General features: G+C 70.6%; 17 protein-coding genes and 1 riboswitch. Of the genes, 11 read left to right on the forward strand and 6 right to left on the reverse strand.

All coding sequences use genetic code 11. The features are described 5' to 3' along the window. From ACGFMM_RS09310 to ACGFMM_RS09320, 3 genes are all read left to right on the forward strand, one after another. A partial coding sequence (locus ACGFMM_RS09310; RefSeq protein WP_393644738.1) for a substrate-binding domain-containing protein occupies positions 1-529 on the forward strand: 529 nt, incomplete at its 5' end. Between the two features lie 175 nt (positions 530-704). Next, positions 705-2,012, forward strand: a complete 1,308-nt coding sequence (locus tag ACGFMM_RS09315) for a metallophosphoesterase (protein WP_393644740.1) — start codon at positions 705-707, stop codon at positions 2,010-2,012. Between the two features lie 148 nt (positions 2,013-2,160). Next, positions 2,161-3,069 (forward strand): hypothetical protein, encoded by a 909-nt coding sequence (locus ACGFMM_RS09320; protein WP_393644742.1) that lies wholly within the window; start codon positions 2,161-2,163, stop codon positions 3,067-3,069. Between the two features lie 75 nt (positions 3,070-3,144). Here ACGFMM_RS09320 and thiC read toward each other — a convergent pair whose 3' ends face one another. Beyond that, complete coding sequence (gene thiC, locus ACGFMM_RS09325; protein ID WP_393644744.1) at positions 3,145-4,941, reverse strand: phosphomethylpyrimidine synthase ThiC; 1,797 nt, start codon at positions 4,939-4,941, stop codon at positions 3,145-3,147. Then, positions 4,934-5,080: riboswitch (TPP riboswitch) on the reverse strand. (Overlaps the previous gene by 8 nt.) 71 nt (positions 5,081-5,151) lie before the next feature. On the opposite strand from thiC, the gene ACGFMM_RS09330 reads away from it, so the two are divergent. Further along, on the forward strand, positions 5,152-6,507 hold the full coding sequence (locus ACGFMM_RS09330) for a YibE/F family protein (protein WP_393644746.1): 1,356 nt from the start codon (positions 5,152-5,154) through the stop codon (positions 6,505-6,507). Positions 6,508-6,514: 7 nt separating this feature from the next. On the opposite strand, the gene ACGFMM_RS09335 is transcribed toward ACGFMM_RS09330, so the two are convergent. From ACGFMM_RS09335 to ACGFMM_RS09350, 4 genes are all read right to left on the reverse strand, one after another. Beyond that, a complete protein-coding gene (locus tag ACGFMM_RS09335) occupies positions 6,515-6,949 on the reverse strand; it encodes an SsgA family sporulation/cell division regulator (RefSeq protein WP_393644748.1) in 435 nt (144 codons plus the stop codon). 145 nt (positions 6,950-7,094) lie between these two features. Further along, positions 7,095-7,880: an IclR family transcriptional regulator gene (locus tag ACGFMM_RS09340; protein WP_393644750.1), complete on the reverse strand. Its 786-nt coding sequence runs from the start codon at positions 7,878-7,880 to the stop codon at positions 7,095-7,097. Positions 7,881-8,129: 249 nt separating this feature from the next. After that, the gene (locus ACGFMM_RS09345) at positions 8,130-8,348 is read right to left on the reverse strand and encodes a DUF5326 family protein (protein ID WP_393644752.1); all 219 of its coding nucleotides are present in this window, start codon (positions 8,346-8,348) and stop codon (positions 8,130-8,132) included. A 186-nt stretch (positions 8,349-8,534) separates the two neighbouring features. After that, entirely contained in the window at positions 8,535-8,852 is a 318-nt protein-coding gene (locus ACGFMM_RS09350; RefSeq protein WP_393644754.1) for a cupin domain-containing protein, read from the reverse strand. Positions 8,853-8,906: 54 nt separating this feature from the next. On the opposite strand from ACGFMM_RS09350, the gene ACGFMM_RS09355 reads away from it, so the two are divergent. From ACGFMM_RS09355 to ACGFMM_RS09370, 4 genes are all read left to right on the forward strand, one after another. Continuing rightward, entirely contained in the window at positions 8,907-9,287 is a 381-nt protein-coding gene (locus tag ACGFMM_RS09355) for a phage holin family protein (RefSeq protein ID WP_393644756.1), read from the forward strand. 5 nt (positions 9,288-9,292) lie between these two features. Next, positions 9,293-10,489, forward strand: coding sequence for a cystathionine gamma-lyase (locus tag ACGFMM_RS09360; protein WP_393644758.1), 1,197 nt, complete (start codon positions 9,293-9,295; stop codon positions 10,487-10,489). 278 nt (positions 10,490-10,767) lie between these two features. Continuing rightward, complete coding sequence (locus tag ACGFMM_RS09365; protein ID WP_393644760.1) at positions 10,768-11,664, forward strand: LysR family transcriptional regulator; 897 nt, start codon at positions 10,768-10,770, stop codon at positions 11,662-11,664. 44 nt (positions 11,665-11,708) lie between these two features. Next, on the forward strand, positions 11,709-12,191 hold the full coding sequence (locus ACGFMM_RS09370) for an NUDIX domain-containing protein (RefSeq protein WP_393644762.1): 483 nt from the start codon (positions 11,709-11,711) through the stop codon (positions 12,189-12,191). A 16-nt stretch (positions 12,192-12,207) separates the two neighbouring features. Here ACGFMM_RS09370 and ACGFMM_RS09375 read toward each other — a convergent pair whose 3' ends face one another. Then, complete coding sequence (locus tag ACGFMM_RS09375) at positions 12,208-13,359, reverse strand: globin domain-containing protein (protein ID WP_393644764.1); 1,152 nt, start codon at positions 13,357-13,359, stop codon at positions 12,208-12,210. Positions 13,360-13,585: 226 nt separating this feature from the next. Here ACGFMM_RS09375 and ACGFMM_RS09380 point away from each other — a divergent pair, with 226 nt between their 5' ends. The 3 genes from ACGFMM_RS09380 (at position 13,586) to ACGFMM_RS09390 (ending at position 15,655) form a co-directional block, all read left to right on the forward strand. Further along, on the forward strand, positions 13,586-14,179 hold the full coding sequence (locus ACGFMM_RS09380) for a DUF2269 domain-containing protein (RefSeq protein ID WP_393644766.1): 594 nt from the start codon (positions 13,586-13,588) through the stop codon (positions 14,177-14,179). Between the two features lie 5 nt (positions 14,180-14,184). Beyond that, positions 14,185-15,057 (forward strand): GNAT family N-acetyltransferase, encoded by an 873-nt coding sequence (locus ACGFMM_RS09385; protein WP_393644768.1) that lies wholly within the window; start codon positions 14,185-14,187, stop codon positions 15,055-15,057. 118 nt (positions 15,058-15,175) lie between these two features. Then, on the forward strand, positions 15,176-15,655 hold the full coding sequence (locus ACGFMM_RS09390) for a MarR family winged helix-turn-helix transcriptional regulator (protein ID WP_393644770.1): 480 nt from the start codon (positions 15,176-15,178) through the stop codon (positions 15,653-15,655).

Here is a 15,655-nt window from a genome sequence, read left to right on the forward strand (position 1 = left end):
CGCCGACGCCGGCGCCCGCCGCATCGGCCTCCTCACCGGCACCACCACCGACACCTACACCCGACTCTCCACCCAGGCCTACCTCCACTGGTGCCACCGCGTCGGACAAGACCCCGTCTACGAGGCCTACCCCGCCCACGACCCCTGCGCCGGCGCCGTCGCCGCCGACCGCCTCCTCGCCCGACCCGACCGACCCGACGCCGTCTACGGACTCTTCGACCCCAACGGCACCGACCTCCTCGCCGCAGCACGACGCTACGGACTACGCGTCCCCGACGACCTCCTCCTCGTCTGCTGCAGCGAATCCACCGTCTACGCCACCACCGAACCCCCCATCACCACCCTCTCCCTCAAACCCCGACGCATCGGCACCGCCGTCGTCCAACTCCTCATCGACGCCATCGAAGGCATCGACACGGACGGACCGGTGGAGCAGGTGATACCGACGGAGCTGATCGTCCGGACGTCGTCGCAAAGGCGCTCGCCCCGGACGACGGTCAGCCCGCCCCGGTCGCCCGCGCAGGACTAGACCTTCCCAATTGGGGCGAAACAACCGGTGAACCGGGAGTGGACCCCGATTCACCACCCCTGGTGCGTCACACAGAGGGAGCGTCATTCCTATGATGGGCGCACGACATCGCGGACCACCCCGACCAGGTCGGTCCGCGATGTGCAGGGCGGTCGCGACGGTGGTGGAGGGGTCGATGACTCAGGGGGCCGGTCAGGAACCCGTGGTGCGGACGGCCACATTGCGTGATTTCCGTGTGCCGCCTTATGCACGGGTGCCGGTGCAGGGCCATTCCGCCTCGCCGGTCGCCGGAAACCCGTACGCCACGGAAATCCCGCCGGTGGAGGGCTCTTCGGCCACCCCGGTCGCTGCGGCCACCCCGGCCACCCCGGCCACATCCGCGCAGGCAGTACCCGCGCAGACCACGGTCCCGCCGACCACGGTCCCGCCCGCCGCGCCCGCGCCGGCCGCCCCCTCCCAGGGCACGGCCTCGCCGCCCGACGCGCCGCAGGCCGAGCCCGCCGGCTCGGGGCACCCCGGCAACGCCGTCCCCGCGGACGAGTTCCCCGACGGCTACACCCCCACCGCGCGCGACCTCCCGGTGATCAACCGGGGCGACACCCTCCAGGTCCGCGTCGAACCGGCCGCCGAGCCCGCCCCCGCGCCCCGGCCCGACGGCCCCGGCCCGCTCTACGTGGTCGGCGACGTGCACGGCTACCTCGACGAACTCCTGGTCGCCCTGCACGAACAGGGCCTGATCGACTCCGAGGGCCACTGGTCCGCCGGCAACGCCCGCCTGTGGTTCCTCGGCGACTTCACCGACCGCGGCCCCGACGGCATCGGCGTCATCGACCTCGTCATGCGGCTGTCCGCCGAGGCCGCCGCGGCCGGCGGCTACTGCAAGGCCCTCATGGGCAACCACGAGCTGCTGCTCATCGGCGCGAAGCGCTTCGGCGACACCCCCGTCAACTCCGGGGCCGGCACCGCCACCTTCCAGGCGGCCTGGCTGCTCAACGGCGGACAGAAGCACGACATGGACCGCCTCCAGGACGTCCACCTGCAGTGGATGTCCCGGCTCGACGCCGTGGCGCAGGAGGACGGACACCTCCTGCTGCACTCCGACACCACCGCGTACCTCGAGTACGGCGACACCATCGAGGACGTCAACGACACCGTCCACGAAGCCCTCAACCGCAACGACGCGGACGAGTGCTGGGACCTGTTCCGCAAGTTCACCAAGCGCTTCGCCTTCCGCGACGAGGCCGGCCCCCAGGCCGTACGGGAGCTCCTCGCCACCTACGGCGGCACCCGCATCGTCCACGGGCACAGCCCCATCCCGTACCTCCTCGGCCAGGTCGGCGGCGAGAACGGGGACGGCGAGGACGGCTCCGGTCCGGTGGTCGAGGGGCCGCACGTGTACGCGGACGGGCTCGCGATCGCCATGGACGGCGGCGTGACCATGGCCGGAAAGCTGTTGGTGCAGCGGCTCCCGCTGCATGACTGAGCCCGGGGCCGGGAAGGCGATTTACGGAAACCCCCTGTCACCGCGTGCCGTCCCGGCTCTACCATCTGCCTATCCGTAGCAGGCTCTCCTCCGTTTGTGCCCAACCGCCCGTGCTCCGCGGGTGATCCGGCCTTCGGAGCATCGGGGGATGCACATGAATGTGGCTCCACACCTGCTGACCGAGGACCGCGCCGAGTTCGAGCGGATCCTCGACGACGCACTGCGCACCGCGCACGAACGTCCGGATCTCGCCGAGATCGGGAAGCGGCTCAACGCCGAGCAGCTGCGCACGATGGCGTTGAACGCGACGGCCCTCATCGCCACGGCGGCGACGGCCGAGTACGAGCACTTCGTGAAGGTCCGCCAGGACTTCCGCTCGCCGCCGGCCCGGCCGAGCGTGATGGACGCCGTCCTGTCCCGGGGCGACGACGACGAGGAGCTGAGCGGCCCGGGCGCGGGCTTCGCGGCCGTCGTCACCGTCCTGGCGCCGATCCTCGCCGGGCTCGCGGCGGTGATCTTCCTGCTGTTCGGCTCGGTGCTCCAGGCGGTCGGCGCCGCGCCGGACTTCGCCGGGGCGCTGATCACCGCGGGCTGGTTCTTCACGGCGGTCACCGCCTTCGGCCTGCTGTGCGCGGCGATCGGGCTGCTCCTGACGGCCCTGCGCAACAGCGCCACCGAGGTCCCGGCGCAGGAACCGGGCGGTGAGCTGCCCGACGAGGTGTCACGGGCCCGGGAGGCGTGGCGGCACGCCCTTCTGGAACGCGGCATCATCCCGTTCCTGCGCGACGCCCTGGCCGACCCGAGCGCCGGCCCGGCCTCCTCCGGTCCGCCGCATCCGCAGCACCGCTACCCGAAGGTCGGCTACAGCGGTCCGGACTTCACCAGCCCCGACGAGGGCAAGTCCGAGGTCCGTCCGTCCTTCACCAGCCCGGACTTCACCAGCCCCGACTTCACGGCCCCGGACTTCAGCACGGCACCGGAATCAAACCCGGACGCGGACTCGGACGTGGATTCGGATGCGGACTCGGACGACGAGCCCGACGCTCCGCGCAACTGAGCTGAGCCCGACAGAAGGAACGGCCGGCGACTCCCCCGAGGTGTCGCCGGCCGTCCCGTTCCGTCCCGGTCCGGGCTACTCCGCCATCGGCAGGTAGACCCGGTTCCCGGAAGCGGCGAACTCGGCGGACTTCTCCGCCATGCCCGCCTCGATCTCGTCGGCCTTCAGATCGCCGCCGTGCTCGCGGCGGATGTCCTGCGAGATCTTCATCGAGCAGAACTTCGGGCCGCACATCGAGCAGAAGTGCGCCGTCTTCGCCGGCTCCGCCGGAAGCGTCTCGTCGTGGAACTCACGGGCCGTGTCCGGGTCCATGGCGAGGTTGAACTGGTCCTCCCAGCGGAACTCGAAGCGGGCGTCCGACAGCGCGTCGTCCCACTCCTGCGCCCCCGGGTGGCCCTTCGCCAGGTCCGCCGCGTGCGCCGCGATCTTGTACGTGATCACGCCGGTCTTCACGTCGTCCTTGTTCGGCAGGCCCAGGTGCTCCTTGGGCGTGACGTAGCAGAGCATCGCGGTGCCCCACCAGGCGATCATCGCCGCGCCGATGCCGGAGGTGATGTGGTCGTACGCGGGCGCGACGTCCGTGGTCAGCGGGCCGAGCGTGTAGAACGGCGCCTCTTCGCAGATCTCCTGCTGGAGGTCGATGTTCTCCTTGATCTTGTGCATCGGGACGTGGCCCGGGCCCTCGATCATGGTCTGCACGTTGTGCCGCTTGGCGATGGTGTTCAGCTCGCCCAGCGTCTTCAGCTCGGCGAACTGCGCCGCGTCGTTGGCGTCCGCGATCGAGCCGGGCCGCAGGCCGTCGCCGAGCGAGTACGTCACGTCGTACGTCGCGAGGATCTCGCAGAGCTCCTCGAAGTTCGTGTAGAGGAAGTTCTCCTTGTGGTGCGCGAGGCACCAGGCGGCCATGATCGAGCCGCCGCGGGAGACGATGCCGGTCTTGCGGCGGGCGGTCAGCGGCACGTACGGCAGCAGCACGCCGGCGTGGACCGTCATGTAGTCGACGCCCTGCTCGGCCTGCTCGATGACCGTGTCCTTGTAGATCTCCCAGGTCAGTTCCTCGGCCTTGCCATCGACCTTCTCCAGGGCCTGGTAGAGCGGCACGGTGCCGATCGGCACGGGGGAGTTGCGAAGGACCCACTCACGGGTGGTGTGGATGTTGCGGCCGGTGGAAAGGTCCATCACCGTGTCCGCGCCCCACTTGGTGGCCCAGGTCATCTTCTCCACCTCCTCCTCGATGGAGGAGGTGACGGCGGAGTTGCCGATGTTGGCGTTGACCTTCACCAGGAACCGCTTGCCGATGATCATCGGCTCGATCTCCGGGTGGTTCACGTTCGCCGGCAGCACCGCCCGCCCGGCGGCGATCTCCTCGCGGACGACCTCGGGAGAAACGTTCTCGCGGATCGCGACGTACTCCATCTCCGGGGTGATCTCGCCCCGGCGGGCGTACGCGAGCTGCGTCACCGCCTGGCCGTCGCGGCCCCGGCGGGGCAGCCGGGGACGGCCGGGGAAGACCGCGTCGAGGTTCTTCAGACCGCCGCGCGGCGAGGTGTGCTTGATGCCGTCGTCCTCGGGACGGACGGGACGGCCCGCGTACTCCTCGGTGTCGCCGCGGCCGATGATCCAGTTCTCGCGGAGCGGCGGCAGGCCGCGCCGGACGTCGGTCTCCACGCCGGGGTCGGTGTACGGACCGGACGTGTCGTACAGCGTCACGTCCTTGCCGTTGGTGAGGTGCACCTGCCGAACCGGCACCCGGAGGTCGGGGCGGGAGCCCTCGACGTACCCCTTGTGCCAGCCCGGCTTCCGCTCGGCCTGGTCGGAGGCCTGGTCAGCGGCCTGATCGGCGGCAGGCGTGCGTGCATCCTGAATGGTCATGAGACCTACTCCCTACGCCGGCATTACCCGGTAACAGGTTCGGCGGTCGGCGCAGCCTCCTCCCGTACGTACATCGGTACGCGCGTACGGTGATCAGCGCCCTCTCAGCCCGGTGCTCCGAGCTCCCGCGTGTGCAAAGGTGTCACCACGCTAGCGTTTCCCCTGGCGTGCTGAACAGAGGGCCCCCCTCGTTCTTGCGATGATCGGTCGGTGACTTCCACGCAGCGGAACCCCGAACCGGACGACCAAGGGCAGGACGGCGGCCACGGACACGGCCATGCCCACACCCACAGTCACGGGCCGGCAACGCCTGTCTCCCGCCATCTGCGCAAGGTCATCGCCGCGGTGCTGATCCCGTTCGCCACCGCCGTCGTGGTCGGGCTGGTGGTGCTCTGGCCGGGCGGTGCGCCCGCGCACGAGCGCACCGGCGTGGGCTTCGACCGGCAGACCGAGCAGGGCAAGGTCGTCTCGGCCGAGAAGATCGACTGCAAGGACGTCAACGCCGCCCAGGTCCCGCCCACCGGCGACACCTCGACCCCGCAGGGCCGCGAGGCCGTGAACGCCCAGCAGGGGGAGTGCACCAAGGCGACCGTCGAGGTCACCACGGGCCCGCAGAAGGGCCGTACGTTCACCGAGATCGTGCAGCCGGACGCGCCCCGCCAACTCCACGAGGGCCAGGGCGTGGTGGTCGCGTACGCCCCGGACGCCCCGCGCGATCTGCAGTACTCCGTGGCCGACGTGAACCGGAAGGTTCCGCTCACGGTGCTCGCGCTGATCTTCGCGCTCGCGGTGGTGGCCGTGGGACGGATGCGCGGCGTGATGGCGCTGATCTCGCTCGCGGCGAGTTTCGTCGTCCTGACCTTCTTCATCCTGCCGGCGATCCTGCAGGGCTCGAACCCGCTGGTGGTGGCGGTGGTCGGGTCGAGCGCCATCATGCTGATCGCGCTCTACCTGTGCCACGGCCTGTCGGCCCGGACCTCGGTGGCGGTCCTCGGCACGCTGATCTCGCTGCTGCTGATCGGCCTGCTCGGCTCGGTGTTCGTCGGCTGGGCGGCGCTGTCGGGGAACACCGACGACTACACCGGTCTGATCCACGGCCTCTACCCGGAGATCGACATGTCCGGCCTGCTGCTCGCGGGCATCATCATCGGCTCGCTGGGCGTGCTCGACGATGTGACGGTGACCCAGACCTCCGCGGTCTGGGAGCTGCACCAGGCGGATCCGCGGATGGGGCCGCGCGCGCTGTACCGGGCGGGCATCCGGATCGGCCGGGACCACATCGCGTCCGTGGTCAACACGCTCGTCCTCGCCTACGCGGGCGCTGCGCTGCCCCTGCTGCTGCTGTTCTCGATCGCGCAGAGCAGCGTGGGGAACGTGGCCAACAGCGAGTTGGTCGCGCAGGAGATCGTCCGGACGCTGGTCGGCTCGATCGGACTGGTCGCCTCGGTGCCGGTCACGACGGCACTGGCGGCGCTGGTCGTCTCGGCCGACCGGCCGGGGGACGGAGCGGGAGAGCCCGCGAAGCGCCGGCCGGCTCGGGGCGGACGGCGCCGACGCGCGAAGTAGCGGACCGTCAGCCGGCGTTCTCCTCGGCGAGGATCTTGCCGAGCGCCGCCTCCAGGGAGTCCTCGAAGTCCCCGAGGGTGCGCTCCTGGCCGAGCGGGACCAGCTTGTCCGTACGGTCCAGGAAGGCGACCAGCGGCGGGGCGCTGGCCCGGAACAGGGCCCGATCGGTGCCCACCTGGAGCCGGATGGAGACGTCCGAGAGGTCCTCCGGCTCGGTGGGCGCGATGTGGACGTCGCCGTCACCGCTCGGCCTGTTGATCCCGTCGAGCAGCAGCTCACGGCCGAACGCCCAGGTCACAGGCGCGTCGCCGGGCAGGTGGAAGGTCATCCGCACCGCGTAGGGATCCCTGGTCTCGTACCGCAGCTCCACCGGGATCCGGAAGGAGAGCTCCTCGGAGACGAGGAAGCTCATCAGGACCTCGGCCTGCACCGACTCGCGCATCGTGTACCCCGCAGTAGATGAAGCAGTTCTGACAAGACAGCTGTGGAAAGCAGTGACCTGTGGCGAAAACGGCCAGGAACGATCCCCCATGGCCCTCTTGACGCCATCGTGGTCCAAGCGTTTGGAGATCACAAGGAGTGATTTTTCAGATACTGATAGAGAACGCGAGAGAACTCAAGAGCCTTCCGATCTCATTCCGTAGTTGTTCGACTGCGGGGAGCAACCGATTTGCCTGGTGGAGGGGGAGGGAAATGGCCATGGCGGCCGCAGTTGACCCCACGGTGATGGGGATCGCGGCACAGACCGTGCCGAGTGCATATTCCTGACGTTCGATTGCGGGCTCCATTCGCCCCATATCGCCCAAACGCTCCAAAAGCGCCCGTCGGTTACGCACCGTGTACGGAGTGAGTGCTTCGACCGGATGCCGGTCGAGATGGTCTTGACGGCTTTTCTCGTCCAGTTGACTGAGCAGGCACTGGCCGATCGCATGTGCGTGTCCGGTTTCGCGGAAGTCCGCCCATTCGTCGACGGCGGGGACGGCGGGCGTGTCGGCGACGGCGACGAGTTCGATCTCGCCCTCGCGGTAGATCGCGAAGTACACCGGGACGCCGATCGAGTCGCGCCAGAAGGCCAGCGAATCCTCGATCTTGCTGCGACGATTCTGCACGGCTCCCCCGCCGGCCAGCCGGCCGGCCGCGTCGCCGAGGACGAACACGCCCTTCTCGCGCCGCAGATAGCCCTCGTACGTCAGCGTACGGAGCAGGTGGTACGTGGTGGGGAGGGCCAGACCGGCCTCCCTGGCGAGCTGTTTGGCGGGGGCCCCGTCCTCGTGGGAGCCCACGGCCTCCAGGAGCCTCAACGCCCGCTGCACCGAGCCGATCAGGGTCGGCGCGCTCGGCGCGGCCGTCTGCGGAGCGAAAGCCGTGGCCACAAGGTCACCCCCAGGGCGTGTCGACGGGTGGGCGCACCCGTCCGCGGGGGCCTCCCCCGCTCACCTGCCGCACTCCACGGACCGGACGTTGAATCCACGGGCCAGGGGGTTCGACAACGCCTCAATTCCCAGGGCGGCAGCGGTTTTCCACTCTAATGGCAGCCCCTGGGGTGCAGGGGTTTCACCCGGGGCTTATCCCCCGGCCGGGCTAATACCCGGCCAGGAGGCCATACCGATCAGTAGCTTGTGCTACCAGTCGCTCTTGGACGTCGAGGACGTCATGAACTTACGGACGACGAAGACCAGTCCGCCGACCAGGGCCACGAAAAGCAGCACCTTGAACAGCAGGCCGACCAGGAATCCGACGACGCTCGTAATCAGACCGCCGAAGACGAACAGGGCGATGACGGGTATCGCGACCCACTTCACCCACCAGGGCATCCCCGCGAGAATCTCCCGAACCGCCATGGTTCTTGCTCCTCTCCATGAGTCCTCTCGCACCGAACACCACCGATGCTAGGGGCGACCAGGGGTGCGGCGGGGGCCTCGCGGCCCTTGCTCTCCCCTGATCCGACCCCTAGGGAACCCTGGGACTCGGGTCGGTCCGAGTCGGGCCGGCCGGCCCGAGTCCGGCTCGACTCGGTCCGACTCGGGTCAGCTCTCCGGTGGCGAGAACACCACCATGACCCGCAGGTCCTCGGTGATGTGGTGGAACTTGTGCGGCACACCGGCCGGCACATAGACGACACTGCCCCGCCCCACCTGCGTGGTCTCCGACCCCACCGTGATCGAGGCGCGTCCGCTGACGACGAAGTAGATCTCGTCCTCGGTGTGCGGGCTCTGCGGATCGAGCTCGCCCGCGTCCAGCGCGTAGAGCCCGGCGGACATGTTCCGCTCACGAAGGAACTGGAGGTACGCGCCGTCGTTGGCGCGGCGCTCCGCCTCCAGCTCGTCCATTCGGAATGCCTTCATCGTTCGTCCGTCCACCCCTGCCTTGGCGCGATCGTGTCTGCCACGATCAGACACATGAAGAATTTCGTAGTCAAGACGCTCGCGAACGCGGGCGCCCTCGCCGTCGCGACCTGGCTGCTCCACGACATCACCCTGACGGGATCGAGCACCGGCCGGAAGATAGGCACCCTGCTCCTCGTCGCCCTGGTGTTCGGCCTGGTCAACTTCCTGGTGAAGCCGCTCGTGAGCCTGCTCTCGCTGCCGCTGTTCCTGCTGACCCTGGGCCTGATCACTCTCGTGATCAACGCCCTGATGCTGCTGCTGACCTCGTGGTTGGCGGACCAGCTGGACCTGTCCTTCCATGTCGAGGGCTTCTGGACCGCCGTGCTCGGTGGCCTGATCATTTCGGTCGTGTCGTGGGCGCTGAACGTGGTGCTCCCCGACGGCAAGGACTGAGCCGCATGGAGGGAAACCGCGACGGGGCCGGATCCGAGGCGCAGGCTGAATCCGAGGCACGGTCCGAGTCCGAGGCGCCGGCCGGATACGGCGAGGGGACGCGGGCGGTGCGGGCCGGGCTGCCGGAGCCGGTGAAGTACGAGCCGACCCTGCCCGGTCCGGTCTTCGCCGCCCACTTCCACCTGCCCGGCGAGCCGACCGGCCCGTACACGTACGGCCGCGACGAGAACCCGACCTGGACCCATCTGGAGCGGGCGATCGGCGAGCTCGAGGCGCCGGGGGAGAGCGTCGAGACGATCGTCTTCGCCTCCGGCATGGCCGCCATCTCTGCCGTGCTGCTGTCCCAGCTGAAGTCCGGCGACATCGCGGTGCTGCCGAGCGACGGCTACCAGGCCCTGCCCCTGCTGCGCGAGCAGATGACGGCGTACGGGATCGAGGTCCGCACCGCGCCCACCGGCGGCGACGCCCAGCTGGAGGTCCTGGACGGGGCGCGGCTGCTGTGGATCGAGACGCCCTCGAACCCAGGGCTGGACGTGTGCGACGTACGGCGACTGGTGCGCGCGGCCCACGAGGGCGGGGCGCTCGTGGCCGTCGACAACACGCTGGCCACCCCGCTGGGCCAGCGGCCGCTGGAGCTGGGCGCGGACTTCTCGGTGGCCAGCGACACCAAGGGCATGACCGGCCACGGCGACATCCTGCTCGGGCATGTGACCTGCCGCGATCCCGGACTGGCGGCGCAGGTACGGCGCTGGCGCAAGATCGTCGGGGCGATCCCGGGGCCCATGGAGGCCTGGCTGGCGCACCGTTCGCTGGCGACGCTGCGGCTGCGGATCGACCGGCAGTGCGCGACCGCGCTGACGCTCGCGCAGACGCTCGCGGGGCGGTCGGAGGTCAGCGGACTGCGGTATCCGGGGCTGCCGGGGGACCCCTCGCACGCGCTGGCGGCGACGCAGATGCGGCGGTTCGGGCCGGTGGTGTCGTTCGTGCTGCCGGACAAGGAGTGGGCCGAGCGGTTCCTGGACGGGCTGCGGCTGGTGGACGACGCGACCAGCTTCGGCGGGGTGCGGTCCACGGCGGAGCGGCGCGGTCGGTGGGGCGGCGACGCGGTGCCGGAGGGCTTCGTCCGCTTCTCGGTGGGCGCGGAGGATCCGGAGGATCTGATCGAGGACGTGCTGCGCGCGCTCGACAAGGCCGTCGGCTGAGGCGTCGGCCGTGACCCGTTCCGGACCTGTTCGGGGCCCGTTCGGGGCCCGTTCGGGGCCCGTTCGGAGCCCGTTCGGAGCCCGTTCCGGCTGGGACATGCCGGAACTGGGTGCTCCGAGCCTCCCCCCTCGTGGCTCGGAGCACCCGGCTCCACGCGCGGAGAACCCGCGCGTACAAGGCTAGTTGACTCTGCGTCAGTGTCCAATCACGGTAGCGACAGAGACCTATCGACTTATTTATAGTTGGACGGTCAGGCGACGGCCGGAGAGGGGCGGACATGGATCTCGCCCTGCTGCGCACGTTCGTCACGGTGCACCGGGCCGGCTCCTTCACCCGCGCCGCAGCCCTCCTCGGCCTCTCCCAGCCGGCCGTCACCAGTCAGATCCGCACGCTGGAGCGGCAGCTGGGCCGGCCGCTGTTCCTGCGCCAGGCCCGCGGCGTCACCCCCACGACCATCGGCGACGAGCTCGCCCACCGGGCCGCCCCGCATCTGGACGCGCTCGTGGAGATCGTGGAGACCGGGCTCGACGAGGAGAGCGGGGCGCGCACCCTGCAACTCGCAGGGCCGCCGGAGTTCGTCTCGGCGCGCGCCCTGCCCGCGCTCACCCCGCTGGTCTCGCAGGGCCTGACCATCCGTACCTCGCTGCTCGGCAACACGGAGGAGACCCTCGAAGGGCTGGCCGCCGGGCATCACGACCTCGCCGTCGCCACGGCCCGGCCGCGCGGCGGGCTGCTCGCCGCGACGCCGCTCTGCGACGAGGAACACGTCCTGGTCGCCGCACCGCGCTGGGCCGCCCGGCTGGGGCCCGAGGTGCCGCTGCACGAGGGCGCGGTGGTCCTGGAACAGCTCCCGGTGGTGGAGGTGCACGAGTCGCTGCCGTTCGTGGCCCGTTACTGGTCGGCCGTCTTCGAGAGCAAGCCGGCCGCCTCCGCCGCGGTGATCGTCCCGGATCTGCGCGCCGTGCTGCGGTCCGCGGCGGCCGGGGCGGGACTGGCGGTGCTGCCGCGGTATCTGTGCCGGGACGCCCTGGAGACGGGCGAGCTGGTGGCGCTGCTGGATCCGCCGGTCCCGCCGCTGCGGACGTACTTCCTCGTGGTGCGGACGGGGACGCTGGCCCTGCCGCACATCGCGCGGGCCCACGAGTGTCTGCTGCGGGCAGCCGGGGACTGGTGAGCCCCGGGCGTTTCAGGAGGGCGGCGCCGGGCCATTTTCCTCACATGACCGAACGACCCGTGGTCAAGCGCACCGCACGCGCCATCCTGCTCGACGGAAACGATCTGATCCTCATCAAGCGCACCAAGCCGGGGATCGATCCCTACTGGCTCACGCCCGGCGGCGGCGTGGAGCCCTCCGACTCCACCGTCGTCGAGGCCCTCCACCGCGAGGTGGACGAAGAACTCGGCGCGAAGATCACGGACGTGGTGCCCTGCTTCGTCGACACGATCGAGCACATCGGCTCCGACGGCGGCGTCTCCGGCGTGAAGGTGCAGCATTTCTTCGTCTGCCGCCTCGAGTCGATGGACCCGACACAGCGGCACGGCCCCGAAGTCGACGAGCCGGTGGGCGAGTACGAGATCGTCCGGGTGCCGTTCAGCCGCGTCGGCATCGCCGCGGTCCACCTGGTGCCGCTCTCACTGCGGCACTATCTGGACGGCAATATCGAGGGGGTCCGCGCGATGCACGCACCCGACCTGGGCTGAGCCCCGCCGGCCGGTGTCAGGGCGTGCCGGCCAGTTCCGCGGGGAAGTCGTGGCGGATGCGGTCCGCCGGGATGCCCACGCCGGGCAGGACGTCGACGCCGCTGCGGATCATGGCGAGCGGTCCGGAGAGGTAGGCGTCGTACTCGGCCCAGGGGCCGTACCGGCAAACGGCCTCGGGCAGACGGCCCTGCTGCTCGGTGACCGGGCGGACGTTGAGCCAGGGGAAGGTCTTCTGGAGCCGCAGCATCGTGTCGATGTCGTACAGGTCCTGATCGCTGCGCGCCCCGTAGAACACCTCGACGGGGCGGCGGTCGCCGTGTTCCGCTACGTCCTCGACGAGCGCCTTGATGGGCGCGATGCCGGTGCCTCCGCCGAGACAGAGCAGCCCGTTGTGGGTCGAGTGGTCGACGGTCATCGAGCCGGCCGGCGGCCCGAGCCGCAGCACGTCGCCGGGGCGGGCACGGTGGACCAGGGCGCTGGAGACCCAGCCGGCCGGGACGGCCTTCACATGCAGGGAGAGCAGCCCGTCGGGGCGGGGCGCTGAGGCGAAGGAGTAGTGCCGCCAGACCCGGGGCCACCAGGGAGTCTCCAGCATTGTGTACTGGCCGGCGAGGAACGGGTACGGCTGGTCCGGGCGCAGGGTGACCACGGCGATGTCGGGGGTGCGCAGATCGTGCGAGACGACCTCGGCGTGCCACCAGGGCGGCCGCTGCGTCTCGTCCTCGGCCGCCGCGTCGATCATGATCTGCGAGATCGTCGTGTACGTGCGGACCCAGGCGGCCTGGGTCTCCTGGTCCCAGGTGGAGGCGTACCGGACCAGCGCCCCGATCAGCGCCTCGCCGACCGCCGGATAGTGACCGGCCGCGGTCCCGTACTTGCGGTGGCCGCGGCCCAGGTTCTTGAGGTAGGGACCGAGCACGTCGGGGTCGTCCATGTGCTCGGCGGCGGTGAGCAGGGCCTTGAGGAGACGGTCCCGCTGGGTGTCCATCGCGGCAGGGAACAGGCCGCGCAGTTCCGGGTGGTGGATGAACAGCAGGGCGTAGAAGTACCCGGTGACCTTGTCGGCGACGGGGGCGATCTCGGCGAGCGTCCGCCGGACGAGGAGTGCGTCGGGTGAGGGATCCTGTGCGGACGCAGGAGGTATCCGCGGCTCCGCGGTCTCGGTCATGGGCGCAGCATGGCAGTTCCTGTAGCGGGTTGGGACAGAGAGTGGAATTCCCGCCCATTTCCTCCTCGGATCGGACTAGGCTGCGCCCTTTCACCCCGTCGCCGGAGAAGGCAACGGCCTCATACTCCCCGGCTCGTACCCCGTGGCTCGTACTCCTCGGCTCGTACGCGGGGTTACTCCGGCTGTCAGACGCGGGGCGACGGGTGCCGACGGCACGGTGTTTCACGTGAAACCACTCCAGCGGCCCGTCCGGCGGGCACTTCTCGTCGTCCATGTCGCCGTCTCCGTGAGCTGGCTCGGCCTCTCCGTGGGACTGCTGGCGCTCGGCATCACCGCGTACGCGACGGCGGACCCGTCGCTGACGGAGGCCGCGTACCGGGCCATGAAGGTCTTCGCCGACTGGCTCCTCGTCCCCGTCGCCCTCACGGCCTTCGGCAGCGGGGTGCTGCTCTCGCTGGGCACACCGTGGGGGCTCGCTCGGCACCGCTGGGTCTGGATCAAGTTCTGGATCACGCTGGGCACCGCGGCAGCGACCGTGTTCGCGCTGCGTCCGGAGATCGCCCATGCGGCCGCCGCCGGGGTCCCGGACATCAGCCTGGTCGCCGCGCCGAGCGTGTCCACGTCGGCGTACCTGTTCATGACGGCCGTCTCCGTACTGAAGCCCTGGGGGCTGACGCGCCGGGGCCGGCGGCTGCGGCTCTCGGCCCGTTCGGCCCGTTCGGACGGTTCCGGCAAGGCCGTGGACGGGCGTTCCGGTGGGGCGGTGGACGGGCGCTCAGGTAAAGCAGTGGACGGACGATCACCGAGTCCGTCAGCCTGACCTCCATGCCGACTCCGCTCCCCCCGCACGCCTCCCTCGACGAACTCCCCATCAGGCGTCTCGACCTCGACGACCTGACTCTGTGCGCCGATCTCTCCGAGGACCGCGGCTGGCCGCGTGAGGAACACAAGTGGAGCCTGCTGCTGGCCGGGGGCACCGGCTACGGCATCGACGACCCGGAGGGCAAGGGGCTCGTCACGGCCTGCGTGCTCACCTCGTACGGCCCCGGACTCGCGGCCATCGGCATGGTGCTGGTCGCCGAGCGCTACGCCCGCCGGGGCGTCGGCCGCCGGCTGATGCGCCATGTCCTGGCGGAGACCGGCGACACCCCGCTCACCCTGCACGCCACTCCGAACGGAAAGCCTCTGTACGAGGAGCTCGGCTTCTCCGTCACCGGCCGCGCCGAGATGGTCAAGGGCCGCTTCACCGGCGCGGAGGCGGCCCCCGCGATCGCCACCCGGCCGGCCACGGCAGAGGACCTGCCGGCGATCCTGCGCCTGGACGGAGAGGTCTTCGGCCGGGACCGGACGCACATGATCACCCGGCTGCCGGCCTTCGCCGACCGGCTCGAGGTGGTGGAGGAGCACGGCGAGATCACCGGCTACGCCGCCGCCTGGCCCAACATGGACACCCATGTGATCGGTCCGCTCGTCGCCCGCGACACGGCCTCCGCGCAGGCCCTGGTCGCCGCCCTGGCCGAGGGCACGGACCGCCCGCTGCGCACCGACGTCGACGTCCGCCACGAGACCCTGCTGGCCTGGCTCAAGGCGAACGGTCTGGGCTCCATCGCATTCAACGCGGTCATGACGCGCGGCGTCCCCGCGCTTCCCGGCGACTGGAGCCGCCGGTTCGCCCCGCTGACGGTCGCAGCGGGCTGAGGGCCCGGGCGCCGCCAGGGCACCGAGGCGCTCCGACCACATGGCCCGATGCTTGCAGACGCCGACTATTGCGGTTCGTCTACTCTGGGAGAGGCCGCTGCCGACTCAGGAGACCTTCATGACCGCGACCGACCCCGCGCTCACCGCCCTCGCCCAGAGCTGGTGTGCCCTCTCGCTGCTCCACGGCAGGATCGAGTCCCACGTCGAGCGCGCTCTGGAGGCGGGGCACGGGCTGAGCCTGCGCGAGTACTCCCTGCTCAACGTGCTCGGCCGCCAGCACGCGGGCCCGGGCGGCCACCTCCAGATGAAGCAGGTCGCGGACGCCGTCGTCCTGAGCCAGAGCGCCACCACCCGGCTCGTGGGCCGTCTGGAGGACCGCGGTCTGCTCACCCGCTACATCTGCGCGACCGACCGCCGGGGCATCTACACCGACGTGACCGACGCCGGCCGCGCGCTCCTGGAAGAGGCCCGGCCCACCAACGACGCGGCGCTGCGCGAGGCGCTGGACACGGCCGCCGAGGACCCCGAACTGGCCCCTCTGGTACGGGCCGTCGAGGCACTCCGAGCCCCTGGCGACCCCGCGCCGGTCGAGGCGTAG

This window comes from Streptomyces sp. NPDC048604, assembly GCF_043199435.1.
Classification (GTDB): domain Bacteria; phylum Actinomycetota; class Actinomycetes; order Streptomycetales; family Streptomycetaceae; genus Streptomyces.